Source organism: Streptomyces canus 299MFChir4.1 (assembly GCF_000383615.1).
GTDB classification, from domain to species: domain Bacteria; phylum Actinomycetota; class Actinomycetes; order Streptomycetales; family Streptomycetaceae; genus Streptomyces; species Streptomyces canus_C.
Genome location: NZ_KB911630.1, coordinates 14,688 through 33,998 on the forward strand (window position 1 = coordinate 14,688; position 19,311 = coordinate 33,998).

Here is a 19,311-nt window from a genome sequence, read left to right on the forward strand (position 1 = left end):
CGTGACGACCGTCCCTCGGGTGGCGGTTTCAACCGCGACCGTCGTGACGAGCGTCCGTCCACCCACCGGGGCAGCGACCGTCCCTTCAACCGCGACCGTCAGGGCGACCGCCCCACCGGCGGCGGTTTCCGCTCCGGTGGCCACGACCGCCCGCACGGCCGTCGTGACGACCGTCCGGCCGGCTCCTCCTTCGGCCGCCGTGACGACAAGCCGCGCTGGAAGCGCAACGGCTGACACAGCGTGAGCTGAACTGGGGCCCGTACGACTTCGGTCGTGCGGGCCCTTTTCGCGTGCGTAATCGACTACCGAAGCCTGTGTGGCGGTTGTTAACATCCGTTGGATCGCGTGGCGGAGTGTGGCCGAGGGGGAAGACAAGGCCTGCCGGCGCGCCTTTTCTTACTTCCCTGGGGAGGGACCCTTGACCCGGCATGCCCGGATCGCACTCACTCTTGCCTCGCTGGCCGCTCTGAGCGCCGGCACCCTGACGTCCGCGGGCCCGGCCGCCGCGGACACCACCCCGACTCCGATCGCCACGGACGGCGTGTGGGGCATCGACTACGCGGCCGGCTATCTGACCAGCGTCGAGTACCGGCCCGACGGCGAGCAGTACGTGGTCGGCCGGCAGCTCTCGCCCGACGGCTCCACCGTGCTGGAGCAGGCCACCCGCGGATTCGCCGGCACCTACGCCGACGGCACCCATCTGGAGCGGGTGCCGTGCGACGCGGGCGGCTGCGTGCCACTGCGCGCCACCGGCACGCAGAGCGTCGGCTACTTCCAGGTCGACGAGTACGACAAGGAGCGCGCCCAGATCTGGGGACAGCCGACGAGCTACCACGGGACGGAACCCGCCGTCACCGGCGGCCGGTTCGTGGACACCACCGGCCGCTACTTCGTCTACGACGCCGCCTCCACCGGCAAGCAGTACGTCGACGCCGTGAACCAGTACCGGGCCGAGGACGTCCGGCTGACGCGCTCCGTCACCGCCGCCTCCGTATGGGGCTCGGCGCTGTGGACACCGGGCTCGGGCAACGGCGTGGTCACCCAGTACGACCTGGAGGGGAAGAAGACGGTCGCGACCGTCTCCACGGGCGCTCCCTGCACGGTCAAGGAGCTCCAGGTCATCGGCCGTTGGATCTACTGGAACTGCGGTCCCACGGGCGCCGCCGGCGTGTACGACCGTACGGCGAAGAAGAACATCAAGGTGCCCTCGGGCCCCGCTCTCGTCGGTGACGGCTACCTCGTCCAGCACGACCGGACGGCCGGCAAGCTGATGCTGACGGACTACCACTCCGGAACGGCCGCCGCCGCGCGCGCGATCGCCGACCTGCCGGCCGGCGGCACGGCCGACCAGCGGCGACTGACCTGGTCGGTGGACAAGTTCGGCGGGGGCATCGCCTACGTCGACGCCGGCCACACGATCCGGACGGTGCCGAGCGGGGTACCCACCCAGTCCCTCGGGAAGATCGAGTCGGACCTGGACAACGACTACTTCGACGCCGCGGGCCGCAACAGCGCCAACATGGCCTGGATGAGCACCTGGCAGCTGAACAAGCCGGCCGCCTGGACCTTCACCGTGAAGAACGCCCAGGGCCGCGTCGACCGCACCCTGAGAGGCAGCGGTACGGCGATCGACCTGGCCTGGGACGGGAAGACGGACTCGGGCGGCTACGCGTACAACGGCATGAAGTCCTGGACGCTGACCGCGACCGCCGCCGACGGCGGGGGCACGTACACGACCAGCGGCAAGGTCGCGCTCAACGGCGGCCGCCAGGGCCACCACGACATGGGCGGCTACGCCTACGGCGAGCTGGTCACCCTCAACTCCTCGGGCACCCTGAGCCTCCAGTACACCAACGGCGGGGGCAAGTTCGACTGGAAGCAGAACGCGTCCGGCTGGCCCGTCGGCACGGTCGCCGTGCCCTTCGGCGACATGGGCAAGGACCGCTGCGCCGAGATGCTGGTCCGCATGCCGAACGGCGAGCTGCGCCGCTACGCGGGCAAGTGCGGCGGTGGCTCGTACGGCCCGTCGAGCAGCCACACCTCGCTCGGCATCGGCTGGAACGCGTACAACGTCTTCACCGCCCCCGGCGACCTGACCGGGGACGGCCGTACCGACCTGCTGGCCCGCAAGGCGTCGACCGGAGACGTCTACCTGTTCGCCAACGACGGTGCGAGCAAGCTCAAGCCGGGCGTGAAGATCCGCAGCTGGGCGACGTACAAGAAGATCGTCGGCGCCGGGGACCTCAACGGCGACGGGTTCGGGGATGTTCTGGTGCAGGACAGGGCCGGGACGCTGTGGCGCTACGACGGCACCGGCACCGGCCAGGTCAAGGAGCGGGTGCGGGTCTTCTCCAATTGGGGGACCTCCTACAACGTGGTCGTCGGCGTCGGTGACATCACCGGCGACGGCAAGAACGACCTGGTCTCCCGGGACACCGGCGGCAACCTGTACCGCAACGACGGCGACGGCAAGGGCTCGTTCGGGGCACGGGTGAAGATCGCGAGCGGCTGGCAGGGCTACAAGGGCCTTTTCTAGAGGGCCACTTCTTCCAGAAGGGCACTTCTCAGCCAAGTTGTGACGTGTGTCACGCCCCCGGCGTGGGAATCGCTGGGGGCATGACAGATGACGACATAGCGAGTGGGCTGTCCGACGAAGAACGGCTTGCCCAGCTCGGCTACACGCAGGTCCTCGCCCGCCGCATGTCGGCGTTCTCCAACTACGCGGTCTCCTTCACGATCATCTCGGTCCTGTCCGGGTGCCTGACCCTCTACCTCTTCGGCATGAACACGGGCGGTCCCGCCGTGATCACCTGGGGCTGGGTCGCCGTAGGCCTGATGACGCTGTTCGTGGGCTTGTCGATGGCCGAGATCTGCTCGGCGTACCCGACCTCCGCGGGCCTGTACTTCTGGGCCCACCGCCTGGCCCCGCCCCGGAGCGCGGCCGCCTGGGCGTGGTTCACGGGCTGGTTCAACGTGCTGGGCCAGGTGGCGGTGACGGCGGGCATCGACTTCGGCGCCGCGTCCTTCCTCGGCGCCTACCTGAACCTCCAGTTCGACTTCGAGGTGACGCCCGGCCGCACGATCCTGCTCTTCGCCGCGATCCTGATCCTGCACGGGCTGCTCAACACCTTCGGCGTGCGGATCGTCGCGCTGCTGAACAGCGTGAGCGTGTGGTGGCACGTGATCGGCGTGGCGGTCATCGTCGGCGCCCTCACCTTCGTCCCCGACAAGCACCAGTCGGCGTCCTTCGTCTTCGGCGAGTTCGTGAACAACACGGGCTGGGGCAGCGGGGTCTACGTCGTCCTGATCGGCCTCCTGATGGCCCAGTACACCTTCACCGGCTACGACGCCTCGGCCCACATGACCGAGGAGACCCACGACGCGTCCACTGCGGGCCCGAAGGGCATCGTCCAGTCGATCTGGACATCGTGGATAGCGGGCTTCGTGCTGCTCCTGGGCTTCACGTTCGCGATCCAGTCCTACGACGGCGCTCTCAACTCCCCGACGGGCGCGCCGCCCGCCCAGATCCTCCTCGACGCGCTCGGAGCCACCGCCGGCAAGCTCCTGCTGCTGGTCGTGATCGGCGCCCAGCTGTTCTGCGGGATGGCCTCGGTGACCGCCAACAGCCGCATGATCTACGCCTTCTCACGCGACGGCGCGCTGCCCTTCTCGCACGTCTGGCACACGGTGAGCCCGCGCACCCGGACCCCGGTCGCGGCGGTCTGGCTGGCCGCGGGCGGGGCGCTCCTGCTGGGCCTGCCGTACCTGATCAACTACACGGCCTACGCGGCGGTGACCTCCGTCGCGGTGATCGGCCTCTACATCGCCTACGTCATCCCGACGCTGCTGCGGCTGCGCAAGGGCGAGGCGTTCGAGCGGGGGCCATGGCATCTGGGCCGCTGGTCGCGCGCGATCGGCCTGGTGTCGGTGGCGTGGGTCGGCGTGATCACGATCCTCTTCATGCTCCCGCAGGTCTCCCCGGTCACCTGGGAGACCTTCAACTACGCCCCGATCGCCGTCCTGGCCGTCCTCGGCTTCGCGTGGATCTGGTGGGCGGCCTCGGCCCGGCACTGGTTCCTGAACCCCGGGCACGAGCGCACCAAGGCCCGCGAGGCGGCCCGCGCGAACGCGCCCGAACCGGTCGATCCCTGATCTTCCCGCCCGTTCCGTCCGCCCGACGCGGCCGTGTCCCCGATACCCGATCGGAGACACGGCCACGTCCGGCTATGCTCGGGGAGGCAACATCGCCTGGGCCCTTAGCTCAATTGGCAGAGCAGTGGACTTTTAATCCATTGGTTGTGGGTTCGAGTCCCACAGGGCCTACCGGTGTCAGGCGGCGCCCGGGTCGGCTTCGGTCGGGCCGGGCGCCGTTGCGTCTGCACCGTCCACTGGCGCGAGCCCTACGGCGTCAGACCCGGGTCAGGCGGACCGCCACGGTCTCGCCGACCGTCACGAGCCGGTCGTAGTCCGGGTCCGTCGCCGTCGCGCGTCCCTCGACCTCGACGTCCCCCTTCTGGAAGGGGACCGAGCCGGTGGGCACGGCCGTACCGGTCCAGGCGACCGGGGCGCCCGGGGTGCAGGAGACCGTCGTGGAGAAGGAACCTCGGATGAGGTCCCGCTTCTTCACCTGAGTGACGTCGCCCGCCACGGTCACCCGCACCGGCTTGTCGCAGCTCACCGTGCCGTGGAAGGTGGCCTTGCCGTTGAGCGAGCTCGCGGTGCCGTCGAGGGCGATGTCGAGGCCGAGGCCGAGTTCGGCCGGCGGGGCCGGGTTCTCGATGTGGACCTCGCCGCGCGCGGCCGACGTGCCTCCCTCGCAGTGCTGCTCGAAGGCGGCGTCGAGCTTCTTCACATAGCCCTGGGGGCCGAACTCCACCGCGGAGACGGTGAAGGTGCCGGTGAGCTGGTTGCAGCCGCGGCCGTTGCCGCTGAGGTCCAGGCCCGGTTCGGTTCCTTCGTTGAACGGGTAGCGGGTGGCTCCCGTGTAGGTCCCGGGCGTCAGGGCCTGGCCGGACGGTGCCGCGAGGTCCAGGGTCCACCAGTCGCCGTTCGCCCCGTCGACGGAGAGGGTGACCACCCCGTTGCCGGTGTTCGCGGAGACGTTCAGGCGGTCCTGGGACGACGTCGAGTAGGAGTAGGACTGGCCGCCGCTGATCCAGTCGCCCTCGTCACCGCTGAAGCTGAAGGAGCCCTCGGTGACCGGCAGGGCGTGCGCTTCGGCGCCGGAGAGCAGTCCGGTGGTGCCGGTGGCCATGGCCAGTGCCAGCGCGAGGGTGGCGGTGGCACGGGTCAGGACGCGTCTGGGCAGACCGAGATTCATGGATGTTCCCCCTGGTGAGATGAGATGGACCCGGTGGGCGAGGCGAGTCTGCCAATGCGGGGAAAGTGCGACAACTGTGTTTCAGGTGTGATGAGTTGAGGTTTCGGCCAACACCTGGAGGGCCCGCTTCTTTGCCACAGCTTGATCAGACGCAGCTCCTCGCTTTGATCTGCCATGGCCGTGTCCTGCCGAGGCTGGGCCGCCTTCGGGGTGGGTCCGTAGGGGGAGTTGAAGATGGTGCGACGGAGATCGCTCGCTTTCGCCGGGGTGGCCGCGCTGGTGTCGACGGCCACTGCCGGCGACCGCTCGGTGGAGACGGTCTACCGGGCCTACGCCGTCGGCCGAGCTCCCTCGTCACGCCAGATGGCGGTTGGGCGCCTTCGCTCGGTCCTCGTACTCGCTCAGCACCACCACGTCCACGCCCTTCGCGGTGAGCAGCCCGGTCCCGTCCGCTGCTGCCACGAAGGTGTCCGGCTCCCGCCACGCCGTCACCACCCGGCGCACCCCCGCGTCCAGGATCAGGCGGGCGCAGGGGGCCGGGCGGGAGGCGCGGTGGGTGCAGGGTTCCAGGCTGGTGTAGACGGTGGCCGAGGCCAGGCGGGGGTCGGCCGGATCGATCTTCGCGAGCGCCGCCTCCTCCGCGTGGACGACCGGGTCGTCGCCCTCCCTGGAGTGGCCGCGCGCCAGCTCCGTGCCGTCGGCCGCCACCACCACCGCGCCCACGCTGAACGCCGTCCGTGAGGGCGGGCAGCGGATCGCCAACTCGCAGGCCAGCGCGAGCCAGTGGTGGTCCGCGGCGACGGGAACCAGGCCGGTGCCGGGGGCCGTGGGCTCGTAGCGCATCAGGACGACGTCCTCGATACGGCGGGTCTCCACCAGGCGCAGCCGGCCGGACTGGTACGTGCCCGGCCCGAAGAGGCGCGGGGCCTCGGGGCTGCCGACGAAGAGGGGGGCCAGAACGAGCTGCACCTCGTCCGCGAGGCCCTGCTGGAGGAGCTGGCTGTGGATCCGCCCGCCGCCCTCCACCATCAGCCGGTCCACTCCGCGCTCCTCGTGCAGGTGCTCCAGCAGGCGGCGCCAGTCGAGTTCGGGGCCGAGGGAGACCACGTCGGCCGCCAGGCCCAGCGCGCGGGCCCGCTGCGCGCCCTGGTCCGTCGTGAAGACCAGCTTGTCGCCGCCGGTGTGCCAGAAGTTCGCGTCCGGGTCCAGCTCGCCCGAGCCGCTGACCGTGACCTTCAGAGGGTACGGCGGCTTCCCGGCGGCGACCCGGGCCGCGCGGCGCGCCTCGGAGTTCACCAGCAGGCGGGGGTTGTCGGCGCGGATCGTGCCCGCGCCGATGAGGATCGCGTCCACCGAGGCCCGGACCTCGTCCACGCGGTCGAAGTCGGCCGGGCCGGACAGGAGGAGGCGGTCGGGGCCGGTGTCGTCGAGGTAGCCGTCGAGGGAGACCGCGGCGGAGAGGAGGACGTAGGGGTGGGGCATCGGGGCGGTCCCTCTCGGAAACGGGTGCGGAAGGTTCAGGCGGCGGGCTTCGGAGGCGGAGAGTCTCAGGGCAGCGAGCTTCAGAGGCGGCGGGCTTGGTTCAAGTTTGAAGCAAACCTACACTGGGAGCATGACGACCCGCTGGCTCAGCCCCGACGAGCAGCGAGCCTGGCGTGCGTACATCGCCGCCTCGCTCCTCCTGGAGGACACCATCGACCGGCAGCTCCAGCAGGAGGCCGGCATGCCACACCTGTACTACTCCATCCTCGCCAACCTCTCCGAGACCCCGGAACGGCGGCTGCGGATGACCGAGCTCGCCGAGGGGCTGAAGATCACCCGGCCCCGGCTGACGTACGCCGTCGCCCGGCTGGAGAAGGACGGGCTGGTGCGGCGCGAGAGCTGCGAGTCGGACAAGCGCGGCAGCATCGCGGTCCTCACGGGCGAGGGTATGGCGGTACTGGAACGGACGGCGCCCGGGCACGTGGAGACGGTCCGCACCGCGCTCTTCGACCGGCTCACGCCGGAGCAGGTGGGGCAGCTGGAGGAGATCTTCACCAGCGTCACCGCGGGACTCCAGGGGGAGGACGGGCCCTTCGAGGGGCTCCCGTGGCGCCGGCGGTCGGCCCCGCCCTGTTCCTGAGAAACCCACGTGTGACGAGCGCCATAAAGCCGTTGCTTCAAATTTAAAGCATGGGGTAGGGTCTCGATCAGTAGAACTGCTTCAAATCTGAAGCAGGTGTGTCCACGGAGCGGAGTACCCGCATGTCCGACCTGCCCGCAGCCACCCAGCGCTCCCGCGTCCGCGTCCCGTTGCGCTTCGGGGACGGCTACCGCGTAGACGCCGAGCTCGTGACCTTCCACGGCCTGGTCGACGGGCAGGAGCACCTCGCCGTCGTCCTCGGTGACCCCGCGCCCGGCGCCGTCCCGCTGGTGCGGCTGCACTCCGAGTGCCTCACCGGTGACGTCTTCGGCTCCGCGCGCTGCGACTGCGGCCCGCAGCTGCGCGAGGCGGTCGAGCGCATAGCCGAGCGCGGCGGAGTCCTGCTCTACCTCCGCCAGGAGGGCCGCGGCATCGGCCTCTACAACAAGCTCGACGCGTACGCCCTCCAGGACCAGGGCCTCGACACCTACGCCGCGAACACCGCCCTGGGCCTGCCCGAGGACGCCCGCGACTACACGGCGGCGGCGCAGATGCTCCAGGCCCTCGGGATCGCCGAGCTCGACCTGCTCTCCAACAACCCCGACAAGGCGGGCCAGTTGCGCGACCTCGGCATCGACGTCGGCGACCGGGTCCCCACCGGTGTCTTCACCACCGCCCACAACGTCCGCTACTTGCGCGCGAAGGTCCTCCAGACCCAGCACACGCTGCCGCTGGGCGAGTTGACCGAACTCGGCGTCGGCTGAGCACGGCGCTTCCGGTGACGGCGAGGGTCGAGGTCGTCACCGGGCTCCTGCGGCTCACGCCGGACGACGGGGCCGTACCGAAACTCCCTCGGGGCCGCCACGCGGGAAACCGGGCCTCCGAGACACCCCTGGCGCGAACCACCTCGCGGATGACGTATGCTGGTCACACAACGACGCGGGGTGGAGCAGCTCGGTAGCTCGCTGGGCTCATAACCCAGAGGTCGCAGGTTCAAATCCTGTCCCCGCTACTCAAGGCTCAGGGCCGGATTCCAGTTCACTGGAATCCGGCCCTGAGTGTTTTCCCCCGGTCCGCGACACCTGGGCGGCCGTCGTGACGCGGGGTGAGCGGGTGACCGCCCTCCGCGTAACAACTGACGTACCGTCAATGCCGGTGAGTCGCCTGAGATGGAGTCAACTCGCCCGTTTTTCGCCGTTCATGGGCCGTAAGTCCTCCCGGATTTCGTTAATGATCAAGCGGAACGGCTTGGAATCGGACCCCCGGGTCTATTAACGTTCGATAACGCAGCGCGGTCGTCCCAGCCGTCACAAGAGACGGCTCCGTGCTCACGCGCCGAATTCCGCAAGGGAACCGGGGAACCACCAACTTGGGGTGAATCGCTCGTAGTCCGCCGTGGCAGCACGGCGGGTATACGCGCGTAGGAGACCTTCCTGCTCCGAACCCGTCAGCTAACCCGGTAGGCGAGAAGGAAGGAAAGGAGCGCGCCCACGTGGCGTCCAACCCGCCTGCCCCCGAGGCGCCGTACGTACCCAGCGACACCCTCGTGTACGGCGGTTACCGCGCCGACGACGAGGCCCCGCTCGGCGAGTGGAACCCGACCGCGGACTCCCTCGCCCCCGTACGAGGCCGGCATCGCGTCGCCAAGCAGCGTGGCGGAGGATTCGCCCGTAGCTCCACGGTTCTGGGCGTCGGTGTCATAGCCGCCGTCAGCGCGGGCGGGATGGCCAGCGCCAACACCGGCAAGCCGCCGGTCTCCATCTCCATGCCCGACCTGGGCCCCGTGAGCTCGCTCATCTCGAACGACTCCGACTCCGACTCCGCCGCGGACGACACGAGCGCCTTCAGCAGCGTCGGCGCCACCACCGCCGACACCGCCAAGGGCACCTCGGACGCCGGTGAGGCGCTGCGCTCGCGCATCCTGGCCCAGGCCGAGGTGCAGCAGGGCCAGCTCGACACCAAGGCCGCCCAGGCCGTCGCGGCCGCCGCCGAGAAGGAGGCCGACGAGGCCGCCGCCAAGGCGGAGAAGGAGGCCCAGGAGAAGGCCACCGCCGCGAAGAAGAAGGCGGAGGAGGCGGCCGCGAAGGTGGCCGAGGCCGCGCGCCTGGCCGAGCTCGCCAAGCAGTACACGCTGCCGACCTCGTCGTACACCATCACGGGGACCTTCGGTCAGGCCGGTTCGCTGTGGTCCTCCGGCTATCACACGGGCCTCGACTTCGCCGCCCCCACGGGCACGCTCATCAAGGCCATCCACAGCGGCACCATCACCGAGGCCGGCTGGGCCGGTTCCTACGGCTACCGCACGATCCTCACCCTCGACGACGGCACCGAGCTGTGGTTCTGCCACCAGTCCTCGATCAGCGTCAGCGTCGGCCAGAAGGTCGGCACCGGTGATGTCATCGGCCGCGTGGGCGCCACCGGCAACGTGACCGGCGCGCACCTGCACCTGGAGGTCCACCCGGGCGGCGCGGCGACCGGGATCGACCCGATGGCGTGGCTGCGCGGCAAGGGTCTCACCCCCTGAGGTTTCCTCCGCACTCCGGCAGCCCTGGCGACGTCCCCCCGACGCCAGGGCTGCCGGTGTTCCGGAGTGGATCACTCCGCCTGTTTGCGAGGGCTTTGCGGCCACAGCGGAAGACCGGCGTCCGGCACGGGCGTTGACGTACGACACGACGTCTCTTCGCAAGCTCGGCTCCTCCGGCCTCACGGTCTTCCCGTTCTCCCTCGGCGGCAACGTCTTCGGCTGGACCGCCGACGCGTACACCGCGGCCGGCGGCAACTCCGGCGGCGAGTCCGAGACGGTCATCGGCAACTGGATGGCGGTCCGCGGCAACCGCGACGACGTCGTCATCGCCACGAAGGTCAGCCAGCGCCCCGACTTCCCCGGCCTGACCGCCACCGACATCAAGGCGGCGGCCGACACCTCGCTGCAGCGCCTGCGCACCGACCGCATCGACCTCCTGAGGTGCCGGTCGAGGAGATACGAGCTGGAGTCGGTGGCCGCCGGTCCGCGGTCCGCGGGCGCCGGAAAGCACCTGGACACCGAACGCGGCCGGAAGGTCCTCGCGGCCCAGCCGACGGTGGCGGCCCCGATCGCCTCCGCCCGCACGGTGGAACAGCTGGCGGCGCTGCTGGGGGTCGGGGAGCTGACGCTGACGGAGGAAGAAGTGGCTCGCCTGACGCAGGCGTCGGCCTGACTCTCCGGCCCTACGTCCGGTACGGGTTGTAGGCGGGGTACGGCACCGCCGGGTGGACGCCGTGGACGGGGTGGACGGGGGGCGTCGGCTGGGCCGGGTGAGCCGGGTGAGCCGGGTTGGCCGGGTATCCGTAGACGCCGTACACCGGCCAGGGCGGTGCGGCCACCGGTACCGGCGGTGCCGTCATCCGCGCCGCGTGGTCCAGCGCCGGCCGGGCCACCTCCCGTCGCCGCCACAGCTCGTGCAGCAGCTCCCGCTCCCGTACGACGAAGTCCGCGTTCGCCCGCCCGAGCCGCCCCCGGCGCCGTAGGAACGCCAGGGATGTCGCGTACGCCTCGTACTGCGAGACCGCCCGTGCCGCGGCCCGCCCGCCGAACTGACGCCGCGCGTAGTCCCTCGCCACCCGCCGCGCCCGCATCGAGCCCAGCGCGTACGGCTCGGTCGGCGTCAGCCACCCGGCGACGGCGTAGGCGGGCAGCTCCTCGCGCACGGTCCTGAGCTCCCGCTGCCGTGTCCAGATGACCAGCCAGGTCAGCAGCGCGAACGCCGGCACCATGAACATCGCGTACACCGCGAAGAACCCGTACTGCCCGAAGGTCGACGAGCCGTTCCACGTCGCGTGCATGCCCATCGCGAGCAGCAGCCCGGACAGCGGGAGCAGAACCCGCCGTACGTGCTGGCGTTCCGCCGACAGCGCGGAGATGCCGAAGCCGATGCCGGTGAGGACCGTGAACAGGGGGTGCGCGAAGGGTGACATCACCACGCGCACGAAGAAGGTCGCGGCGGTGACGGAGGCGATGCCGCCGTCGCCGTTGAGCTGGTCCGTGCCGAAGGCGGTGCCGAGGTAGAGGATGTTCTCGGTGAAGGCGAAACCGGTGGCGGTGACCCCCGCTATCACCACGCCGTCGACGATCCCGGTGAAGTCCCGTCTGCGGAACAGGAAGACGAGCAGTACGGCGGCGGCCTTGGCCGACTCCTCGACGATCGGAGCTATGACGGTCGCGCCGAGGGTGTCCGCGCTGGAGGGGTCGGCGGTCGCCGTCGCTATCCACTTCGTCGCGAAGCTGTTGGCGATGATCGCTATCAGGGCGGCCGCGCAGGCGCCCCAGGCGAAGGCGAACAGCAGATTGCGCCAGGGCCCCGGTTCGACCCGGTCGAGCCAGCGGAACGCGGCTATGAGCAGCGGTACGGGCAGGACGGCGAGCCCCAGCCCGACCAGGAACCCCTCGGTACCGGTCTGTTGGCGGACCAGGGCGAGGATGACGAGCCCGGACAGTGTGAGGAGCGTGATCAGCGCGCCGTAGCGCACCCACTTCCGCTGCCACCAGTGCGCATGCCGCAGCGCGGTGCCACCGGTGGGGTCACCGGGGTACGTCGGATACGGGGGACAGGTGGCCACAGCATCGACCTTAACGAGACAGAGGCGCCGCCCGCAGCTGGAGCGGGTGCTCAGGTGCCGGTGGGGGACTGGTCGGAGCGGTCGGGTCGGACGCCGTGCTGTACGCGGCGGAACAGCAGGTCGTTCACGACATGTCCCTTCTCCAGTCCCTGCCCCTCGAAACGGGTCAGCGGCCGGAAGTCGGGACGCGCCGCGAAACCGCCACCTGCCTGTGTGTTCTCGAAGTCCGGATGCGCGGTGAGTACGTCGAGCATCTGTTCGGCGTACGGCTCCCAGTCGGTGGCGCAGTGCACCAGCGCGCCGGGCCTCAGGCGGGTCGCGGCCAGGTCCAGGAACTCCGGCTGGATCAGCCGCCGCTTGTGGTGCCGCTTCTTGGGCCAGGGGTCGGGGAAGTACACGCGCAGCCCGTCGAGCGCGTCCCTGGTGAGCATCTCGCGCAGCAGGATGATGGCGTCGCCGTTGCCGACCCGGATGTTGGACAGCTTCTGCTGCTCGGCGAGGTTGAGCAGGTTGCCCTGGCCCGGAGTGTGCACGTCGACGGCGAGGATGTTGGTGTCGGGGGCGGCGGCGGCCATCTGCGCGGTGGCCTCACCCATGCCGAACCCGATCTCCAGCACGACGTGGTTGTCGTTCCCGAACAGTTCGCCGAGGTCGATCGTGCGCTGCCCGTCGATGTCGAGGCCCCATGTGGGCCACAGGCGCTGCAACGCGTCCGCCTGCCCCGCCGTCACCCGGCTCCGCCGGGGCTGGAAACTCCGGATCCGCCGCTCGAAGTGAGACCCCGCGGGATCAGCACTGGGCCCGTCGGGGAACCGCGGCTCCCCTTTGGCCCGGGTGTGCCGGACAGGAACACCCGGCACATGCCGAGCGGCCTCACCGGGGGCGGCGGGCCGGGACCGGGGGGCTTCGGGGGCGTTGAGGAAGTCAGACACAGTGGGGTCGATTTTACGGTGACCTCGGGGAGGAGCGCCGCTGAGGGATGTTTTGGGGCTTGGGTGGGGGTGAGTGCGTCGGGGGCGGTGCGTGCGGGGCGTCGGCTCCTGGGCTGCGGGGCGCGGGGTGGCGGCGTCTGGGCTGTTGAGCGCGGGGTGGGGCGTTTGGGGCGTCAGGCTGGGGCGGCCGGGTCGGTGGTGTGCGGGGCGGGCCTGTCGGGGGGCTTGTCTCGTGGTGTCCGGGGTGCTGGCATCTGGGTCGTCACGTGCGGGAGGCCGTGGGTGGTGGCTACGTCTGGGGGCCTGTCCGGGGCCGTCGCGTTCGGGCTGCGGCATCCGGGGGTCCTGTCGCGGCCGGCGCGTGCGGGTGGCCGCGTGCGGTGCCGCGTCCGTCGTGTCCGAGGGGGCCGGGTCCGGGGCGTCACGTCCGAGACACCGCGCGCAGTGGCTTCCTCTGGCGCGTCATGACCGGAAGAGCCGCGTCCGGGTTGTCGCGTCCGGGCTGTCACCGATGAGCGACGGCACCTGTACGCCTCATGTCGAGCGCAGTGCCTCCAGGGCCCGGCGGGCCACCTCTCGGCCGATCGGGAGGGAAGCCGTCGCCGCGGGTGAGGGTGCGTTCAGTACGTGTACCGCGCGCGGCCCCTCACGGATCAGGAAGTCGTCCACCAGCGTGCCGTCCCGGAGTACGGCCTGGGCCCGCACGCCGGCGGCCGAGGGCACCAGGTCATCCGGGGTGACAGCGGGCAGCAGCCTCCGCACCGCCGTGGTGAACGCTCTTCGCGACACCGACCGCCGCAGCTCACCCGTGCCGTACCGCCAGTGCCGCCGGGCTATCTGCCAGGACCCCGGCCAGGCCAGCGTGGCCCCCAGCTCCCGGGGCCGCACGGTTCTCCAGTCGTACCCCTCCCGGGCCAGCGCCGGGACCGCGTTGGGGCCGATGTGCACCCCTCCGTCGATCCCGCGCGTGAGATGCACCCCGAGGAACGGAAACGCCGGATCCGGCACCGGGTACACCAGCCCCCGCACCAGCTCGGGCCGCGCCAGCGTGTAGTACTCGCCCCGGAACGGCACGATCCGCATCCCGGGCTCGTCGCCGGTCAGCCGCGCCACCTCGTCGCAGTGCAGCCCGGCGCAGTTCACCAGCACCCGCGCCCGTACGACGTCTCCGGCGCTCGTCAGCACGGCGACCCCGCGCTCCGGGCGCCGGTCGATCCTGCGCACCTCGGCGCCGTACCGGATCTCCGCGCCCGACGCCTCGGCCAGCTGCCGCGCGACCCCGACGAAGTCGCACACCCCGGTCGTCCCGACGTGTATGGCGGCGAGCCCCTCCACCTCGGGCTCGTACTCCGCGATCTGGGCGGTGCCCAGTTCCCGCACCGGAATGCCGTTCTCCCGGCCGCGCTGCACCAGGCCGTGCAGCCGCGGCAGCTCGTCGCGCTCGGTCGCGACGATCAGCTTGCCGGTGACGGCGTGAGCGATGCCGTACTCCGCGCAGAACTTGACCATCTCGGCGGCACCCCGCACCGCGTACCGCGCTTTGAGCGATCCCGGCTTGTAGTAGATCCCGCTGTGGATCACCCCGCTGTTCCGCCCGGTCTGATGCCGGGCGGGCCCCGCCTCCTTCTCCAGCACGACGACCCGAGTGCCCGGCGAACCGCGTGTGATCGCGTACGCCGTGGACAACCCGACAATGCCCCCACCGACCACGAGCACGTCACAGTCGTAAGCGATCCCGGACAGCACCTGCACCACCTCCCACCCCCGATAGTGCACTGCACCACTGACAGTCACTTCAAACGCGGGGGGCGGTGCCGCCGTCCGGGGCTCAAGCCGGAGCCATCAGCAGCGGCCGCGCCCGCTCCCGGAGCTCCACCACCCGTGGCTCGTCCCCGTAGGGCTCCAGCCGGTGCAGAAGGTCCTTCACGTACTCGGTGGTACGGGCCGAGGAGATGCGCCCCGCGACCTCCACCGCCCGCACGCCCTGCTCGCACGCCGCGTCGAGGTTGCCCGACTCGAGCTCGGCGACCGCGGAGACGACGAGCCGCAGCCCGTGCGAGCGTACGAACTCCTCCGTCGGCTGCGACAGCGCCTGCTCCGTGAAGCGGCGGACCTGGCGCGGTGCCTTCAGGTCGCGGTAGCACTCGGCCGCGTCGGCGGCGAAGCGGTCGTACGAGTAGAAGCCGAGCCAGGACGGGTCGTTGTCCCCCTCCCGGGACCGCTCCAGCCACCCCTCGGCCGCCTTGAGCGCCGCTCCGGCCGCGACGGCGTCCCCCGCACGCGCGTGTGCCCGCGCCTCGACGAGCCGGAAGAAACTCATGGTGCGGGCGGTCGCCAGCCCCCGGTTGCGCTCCAGCGCGGCCTGCGCGAGATCGACGCCCTCGTCGCCGAAGCCCCGGTAGGTCGCCTGCAACGACATCGACGCCAGCACATAGCCGCCGAGAGGGACGTCGGCGGCCGCGCGTGCCAGCCGCAGCGCCTGGATGTAGTACCGCTGCGCCGCCTCCTGCTGGCCCGTGTCGAAGGCCATCCAGCCCGCGAGCCGGGTCAGTTCGGCGGAGGCGCCGAACAGGGCGCGGCCCACCTCGTCGGAGTACGCGCCCAGCAGCAGCGGTGCCGCCTCCACTCGTAAGCATTCCGGCACCATGGACGAACGCCAGTCGCCGCCTCCGTACTTGGAGTCCCAGCGCCTGGCGTCCTCGGCGGCCTCCCGCAGCTTCTGCACATCGCTGTGGCCGACTTTGAGCGGTGCGCCGGAGCCCTCGGAGTGGTTCACCTCGCGCGCCACCGAGCTGTCGGCCGGGGTTATCAGCCACCGTGAGGCGGGCGTTGCGTATGCGCTCACTGCGAAGGAACCGGCGAGGGACTGCCAGATGCCGCCCGCGCCGGACCGGCGCCCTGCGAGGTCCAGGCGGTAGAGCTCGGTGGCCGACCTGACGGCCTGTCCGACGTCCCTGGGGAAGGCGAGGCCCACCTCCGGCGCGGGATCCGCGTCGGCCAGGCCGATCTCGTGGAGCGGCACCGGTCGGCCGAGCTTCTGGCCTATGGCGGCCGCGATGAGGTGCGGCGCCGCACCCTGCGGAACCATCCCCTTCGACACCCAGCGCGCCACCGACGTCTTGTCGTAGCGAAGAGTCAACCCGCGTTGAGCGCCAAGATCGTTGACGCGACGCGCGAGTCCTGCGTTGCTGATTCCCGCGAGGGCGAGAACGGCGCCGAGTTTTTCGTTCGGCCCGCGTTGCTCCCTGGACATGCGCCACCCCTCGACACAGACGGCTGCCGCGCTGGCATAACCACCCGGCATTCGTAAACCCAGCGTAGTTCGCCGCATCCCAAGCGTTAAGGGGCATTGTTCCGGATGGCGGGATTGTGGTCCGTACTGAAGTGCGGGTCCGATACGCGCAGTTGCGTCGTGCTCCTGTTGTGTGGCCGTGCGCCCGTGCGTGCGCTCTTCTCCGGCCACTGGGGGAGCGCTTCCATGGATGATGCGTGGGTCGGCCCGCTGTACTGGATCCAGTGGGCTGGGGGACACCGCCGCCTACATCCCCGCGGGCGGCGGACCGGCCCGGGGGGCGAAGTGGCGTCTCCCGGGCTGCGCGCCTGTCGTGCGGCGCGCGGACTGTGCACGGAGCGTGCGCGAGCCTGTACCCATGACGCCGATTTGGCCGAAAACCGACCCTCGCCTTCGTGGGTGATCAGCCCTCCTACCATGGCAGTTGAGGGCGCGTTGGGCGTTTTTGGGGAGCGTATCGGGGGCGCATTCGCGTCGCACATCCCTTGCCTGCCACGGGTGTTCGCAGGCGTACGCGGGTGTTCCCAGGGGCGCGTTCCCCGCATCTCGACAGGCTCCACCGGCCCTCCGGCATGCTTCCTTCATGGCAGCATGGTGACCGGTTCGAACGGTGCACTGGTTGTCCACAGCCTGTGGAGGCGTCGATGCGGTGGTTGGTGGGATGGAGCAGCACCGCCGCGGGCGTGTCCCAGATCGGCGCGGCGGGGGCGACCGGAAGCGACGGCGAGACCGTGCACCCGGTGGGTTCCCACCTCCTGTGGGGCGACCCTGATCCGCTGTGGGCGGTCGGCGACTGGCGGCCCGACGAGGTGCGCGTGGTCACGGTCGACGCGCAGACCCGGATCGCGGTCCTCGGCACCTGCGGGGCCTCCGACGAACAGCTGCGGGTCGGACTGCTCGCCGCGCGCGGAGGGGCACTTCGGCATCTGACGGCCTGGTCGGGGGCGTACACGGCGGTGGTCCAGGTGGGCCGCCGGATCACGGTGGGCGGCGATCTGGCGGGCGCCCGGCCGGTGTTCTACACGCCCTGGGCCGGCGGCACGGCCTACGCGACCGCGGCCCTGCCCCTCGCCGACCTCATCGAGGCCAACCTCGACTTCGGGCACCTCGCCGCGTTGCTCGCCGCCCCCGACGTACCGGCCGCGCTCCACGACTCCACGCCCTACGAGGGCGTACGGCGCATTCCGCCGGGGCACGCGCTGATCCTGCGCAACGGCGCCCGCGAGATCGCCGGCTACGAGCCCGTCGCCTCCCTCGCGGTCGCCGCGCCCACCGCCGACGCGGACAGCGCGGTCGACGGGGTGCGCGACGCGCTCGTCGACGCGGTGCGCGCCCGGCTGTCCGCGCCCCGGCACGTACCCGACATCGACCCCGGCCCGGTGCCCGGCATGGGACCCGCCGAACGGCGTGCCGCGCGCGGGATGCCGGTGCCCGGGATCGGGGCCGACCTGTCCGGGGGACCCGCGTCCGGGACGCTCGCCCTGCTCGCCGCCGGGCTGCCGGGGATGCCGGGGACCGTCCTCGGACACGGCACCGGGGCCGGTGAGCGGCTCCTCGCGGTCACCTTCAACGACCTCGCCGTGCGCGGTCGAGAGGCCGAGGTGGAACGGGCGGGGACGCTCGCGGCCAATCCCCGGCTGCACCACGTCGTCGTGACCGGCGGCGAGGAAACGCTCCCGTACGCCGAGCTGGACGGGCCTCTGACGGACGAACCCGGGCCCTGTCTGGTGACGGCGGCGCGGCACCGGGCGCGGCTCGCCGCGGGCAGCGCCGACCACTTCACCGGGTACGGGGCCCGGCAGGTGCTCGACGCGCATCCGGCGCGCCTCGCCGATCTGCTGATGGACCGCAAGCGGCGGCATCTGGTCCGGCCCGTGGCCGCCCTGACCAAGGCGGACGGTTCCGTGCTCGTCCCCGCGCGCGTGTACGGCGCCGCGCGGAAGCTGGCCCGTACGCCGTACCGGGTCGGTCTGGAGATGCTGGCCGACCGGCTCATGCACCAGCGTTTCGACGAGCCCGGGGGTGCGGTGGGGGCGTCTCTCGCCGCGCTCACCTGGGCCAGACCGGGGCCTGCGGCACGGTGGCTGACGGGGGAGGCGCTGGCTGAAGTATCGGTTCGCCTCCAGGGGGCCACGCACCGTTCCGGGGTCGGTCCCGGCCAGCATCCCGGCGACTTCCGCGCGCGTGCGGCGCTCGCGCGTCACGCGTCGGATCTGCGCGTCCTGGAGCAGGCCGTGGAGATCCGCTCCCAGCGGCTGCACGCGCCGTTCCTGGACAACCAGGTGGTGCGAGCCTGCCGTGCCCTCCCCGAGGCGCTGCGGGTCCGGCCCGGGGCCCGTGCGGAGATCCTCCGTACGGTTCTGGAGGGCGCCGGTGTCTCCGAGCTTCCGCCGGGTTGGGGCGCCCCGTCCCACGCCTCCTCGGCCGCAGCGACCCGTACGGGACTGCGGGTGGCGGCGGACTCCCTGATGTCCCTGTTCGGCACGCCGTTGCTGGCGCAGGCGGGGCTCGTGGAGGCCCGGGTGGTCCGCAAGGCGCTCCGCGCGGCGGCGGAGGGCGAGCCGCTGCCGTTGGACGGTCTTGCGGACCTGGTCTCGCTGGAACTGTGGCTGGGACGGCTGCTGGCCCGCCGGGGGACGTGCTGGACGGGGACGCCGGCGCGGGCGCGGGCTGTGCCGGCGGGGATTCGGGTGCGGCGGGGGGCGTTGGGAGCGGGGGCCTCCGGCGGTTGAGCGGGGGCTTGTGCGGGTTCGGTGGGGGCGGGCGTTTTTGCGCAGTTCCCCGCGCCCCTGGATGCCTGCGGCGCAGCTGCGGCCTCGGTGGGGGCTTGTGTAGCGCGTGCGGTGTGGTGGGTGGGTCGGGGCCGGGGTGGGGGGTATCCGTCCTCGGTCCGGCGGTTCTGCTGCTTTAGCTGTGCTTGGTGACGGACGCCGGCCGCTGCGGGCGGACACCCCCCACCCCGTCCCCTTGCCGCCGTACGCGGCTACCGGCCCCGTCGTGGTGCGCGGTCGTGGCGGGGGAAGGTGTCGAACGGCCCGTCGTGGCGCGT

General features: G+C 71.4%; 13 protein-coding genes, 2 tRNA genes, 1 pseudogene and 1 riboswitch. Of the genes and pseudogenes, 10 read left to right on the forward strand and 6 right to left on the reverse strand.

What is annotated here, in order from left to right:
- The 4 genes and pseudogenes from H293_RS60955 to H293_RS0144195 all read left to right on the forward strand — a co-directional run.
- Window positions 1–234 (forward strand): annotated as a pseudogene (locus H293_RS60955) (DEAD/DEAH box helicase); the annotation flags it as partial.
- Between the two features lie 184 nt (window positions 235–418).
- On the forward strand, window positions 419–2,536 hold the full coding sequence (locus tag H293_RS0144185; protein WP_020124178.1) for an FG-GAP repeat domain-containing protein: 2,118 nt from the start codon (window positions 419–421) through the stop codon (window positions 2,534–2,536).
- Window positions 2,537–2,616: 80 nt separating this feature from the next.
- Window positions 2,617–4,152 (forward strand): amino acid permease, encoded by a 1,536-nt coding sequence (locus H293_RS0144190; RefSeq protein WP_020124179.1) that lies wholly within the window; start codon window positions 2,617–2,619, stop codon window positions 4,150–4,152.
- Between the two features lie 98 nt (window positions 4,153–4,250).
- Window positions 4,251–4,323: transfer RNA gene (locus H293_RS0144195), tRNA-Lys, on the forward strand.
- An 85-nt stretch (window positions 4,324–4,408) separates the two neighbouring features.
- Here H293_RS0144195 and H293_RS0144200 read toward each other — a convergent pair.
- Entirely contained in the window at window positions 4,409–5,320 is a 912-nt protein-coding gene (locus H293_RS0144200) for a hypothetical protein (RefSeq protein ID WP_020124180.1), read from the reverse strand.
- A 354-nt stretch (window positions 5,321–5,674) separates the two neighbouring features.
- Window positions 5,675–6,802, reverse strand: coding sequence for a dihydrofolate reductase family protein (locus H293_RS0144205; protein ID WP_020124181.1), 1,128 nt, complete (start codon window positions 6,800–6,802; stop codon window positions 5,675–5,677).
- Window positions 6,803–6,932: 130 nt separating this feature from the next.
- Here H293_RS0144205 and H293_RS0144210 point away from each other — a divergent pair, with 130 nt between their 5' ends.
- The 5 genes from H293_RS0144210 (at window position 6,933) to H293_RS0144230 (ending at window position 10,639) form a co-directional block, all read left to right on the forward strand.
- Entirely contained in the window at window positions 6,933–7,442 is a 510-nt protein-coding gene (locus H293_RS0144210; protein ID WP_020124182.1) for a MarR family winged helix-turn-helix transcriptional regulator, read from the forward strand.
- 122 nt (window positions 7,443–7,564) lie between these two features.
- Window positions 7,565–8,206 (forward strand): GTP cyclohydrolase II, encoded by a 642-nt coding sequence (locus H293_RS0144215; RefSeq protein WP_020124183.1) that lies wholly within the window; start codon window positions 7,565–7,567, stop codon window positions 8,204–8,206.
- A 174-nt stretch (window positions 8,207–8,380) separates the two neighbouring features.
- Window positions 8,381–8,454, forward strand: a tRNA-Met gene (locus H293_RS0144220).
- Window positions 8,455–8,765: 311 nt separating this feature from the next.
- A riboswitch (cyclic di-AMP (ydaO/yuaA leader) is annotated at window positions 8,766–8,923 on the forward strand.
- Between the two features lie 11 nt (window positions 8,924–8,934).
- Window positions 8,935–9,966: a M23 family metallopeptidase gene (locus H293_RS0144225; protein ID WP_020124184.1), complete on the forward strand. Its 1,032-nt coding sequence runs from the start codon at window positions 8,935–8,937 to the stop codon at window positions 9,964–9,966.
- A gap of 133 nt (window positions 9,967–10,099) precedes the next feature.
- The gene (locus H293_RS0144230) at window positions 10,100–10,639 is read left to right on the forward strand and encodes an aldo/keto reductase (RefSeq protein ID WP_020124185.1); all 540 of its coding nucleotides are present in this window, start codon (window positions 10,100–10,102) and stop codon (window positions 10,637–10,639) included.
- Window positions 10,640–10,649: 10 nt separating this feature from the next.
- Here the strand turns inward: H293_RS0144230 and H293_RS0144235 are convergent, their stop codons facing one another.
- The 4 genes from H293_RS0144235 to H293_RS0144250 form a co-directional block, all read right to left on the reverse strand.
- Window positions 10,650–12,038, reverse strand: coding sequence for a PrsW family intramembrane metalloprotease (locus H293_RS0144235; protein ID WP_020124186.1), 1,389 nt, complete (start codon window positions 12,036–12,038; stop codon window positions 10,650–10,652).
- 50 nt (window positions 12,039–12,088) lie between these two features.
- Window positions 12,089–12,970, reverse strand: a complete 882-nt coding sequence (trmB, locus tag H293_RS0144240; protein ID WP_078612879.1) for a tRNA (guanosine(46)-N7)-methyltransferase TrmB — start codon at window positions 12,968–12,970, stop codon at window positions 12,089–12,091.
- 534 nt (window positions 12,971–13,504) lie between these two features.
- Entirely contained in the window at window positions 13,505–14,725 is a 1,221-nt protein-coding gene (gene lhgO / locus H293_RS0144245) for an L-2-hydroxyglutarate oxidase (RefSeq protein WP_020124188.1), read from the reverse strand.
- A gap of 73 nt (window positions 14,726–14,798) precedes the next feature.
- A complete protein-coding gene (locus H293_RS0144250) occupies window positions 14,799–16,223 on the reverse strand; it encodes a hypothetical protein (RefSeq protein ID WP_028808739.1) in 1,425 nt (474 codons plus the stop codon).
- Between the two features lie 683 nt (window positions 16,224–16,906).
- Between H293_RS0144250 and H293_RS0144255 the strand changes: the two genes are divergently transcribed.
- Window positions 16,907–18,994 carry an asparagine synthase-related protein gene (locus tag H293_RS0144255; RefSeq protein WP_020124190.1) on the forward strand — a complete coding sequence of 696 codons (2,088 nt, stop codon included), beginning with the start codon at window positions 16,907–16,909 and terminating at the stop codon, window positions 18,992–18,994.
- The last annotated feature ends 317 nt before the right edge of the window (window positions 18,995–19,311 follow it).

Excerpts from the sequence above, each read along its gene's own strand:
- H293_RS0144255 (WP_020124190.1), top strand. The coding sequence starts at position 16,907 with ATGCGGTGGTTGGTGGGATGGAGCAGCACCGCCGCGGGCGTGTCCCAG.
- H293_RS0144250 (WP_028808739.1), bottom strand. The coding sequence starts at position 16,223 with ATGTCCAGGGAGCAACGCGGGCCGAACGAAAAACTCGGCGCCGTTCTC.
- H293_RS0144200 (WP_020124180.1), bottom strand. The coding sequence starts at position 5,320 with ATGAATCTCGGTCTGCCCAGACGCGTCCTGACCCGTGCCACCGCCACC.
- H293_RS0144205 (WP_020124181.1), bottom strand. The coding sequence starts at position 6,802 with ATGCCCCACCCCTACGTCCTCCTCTCCGCCGCGGTCTCCCTCGACGGC.
- H293_RS0144210 (WP_020124182.1), top strand. The coding sequence starts at position 6,933 with ATGACGACCCGCTGGCTCAGCCCCGACGAGCAGCGAGCCTGGCGTGCG.
- H293_RS0144215 (WP_020124183.1), top strand. The coding sequence starts at position 7,565 with ATGTCCGACCTGCCCGCAGCCACCCAGCGCTCCCGCGTCCGCGTCCCG.
- H293_RS0144190 (WP_020124179.1), top strand. The coding sequence starts at position 2,617 with ATGACAGATGACGACATAGCGAGTGGGCTGTCCGACGAAGAACGGCTT.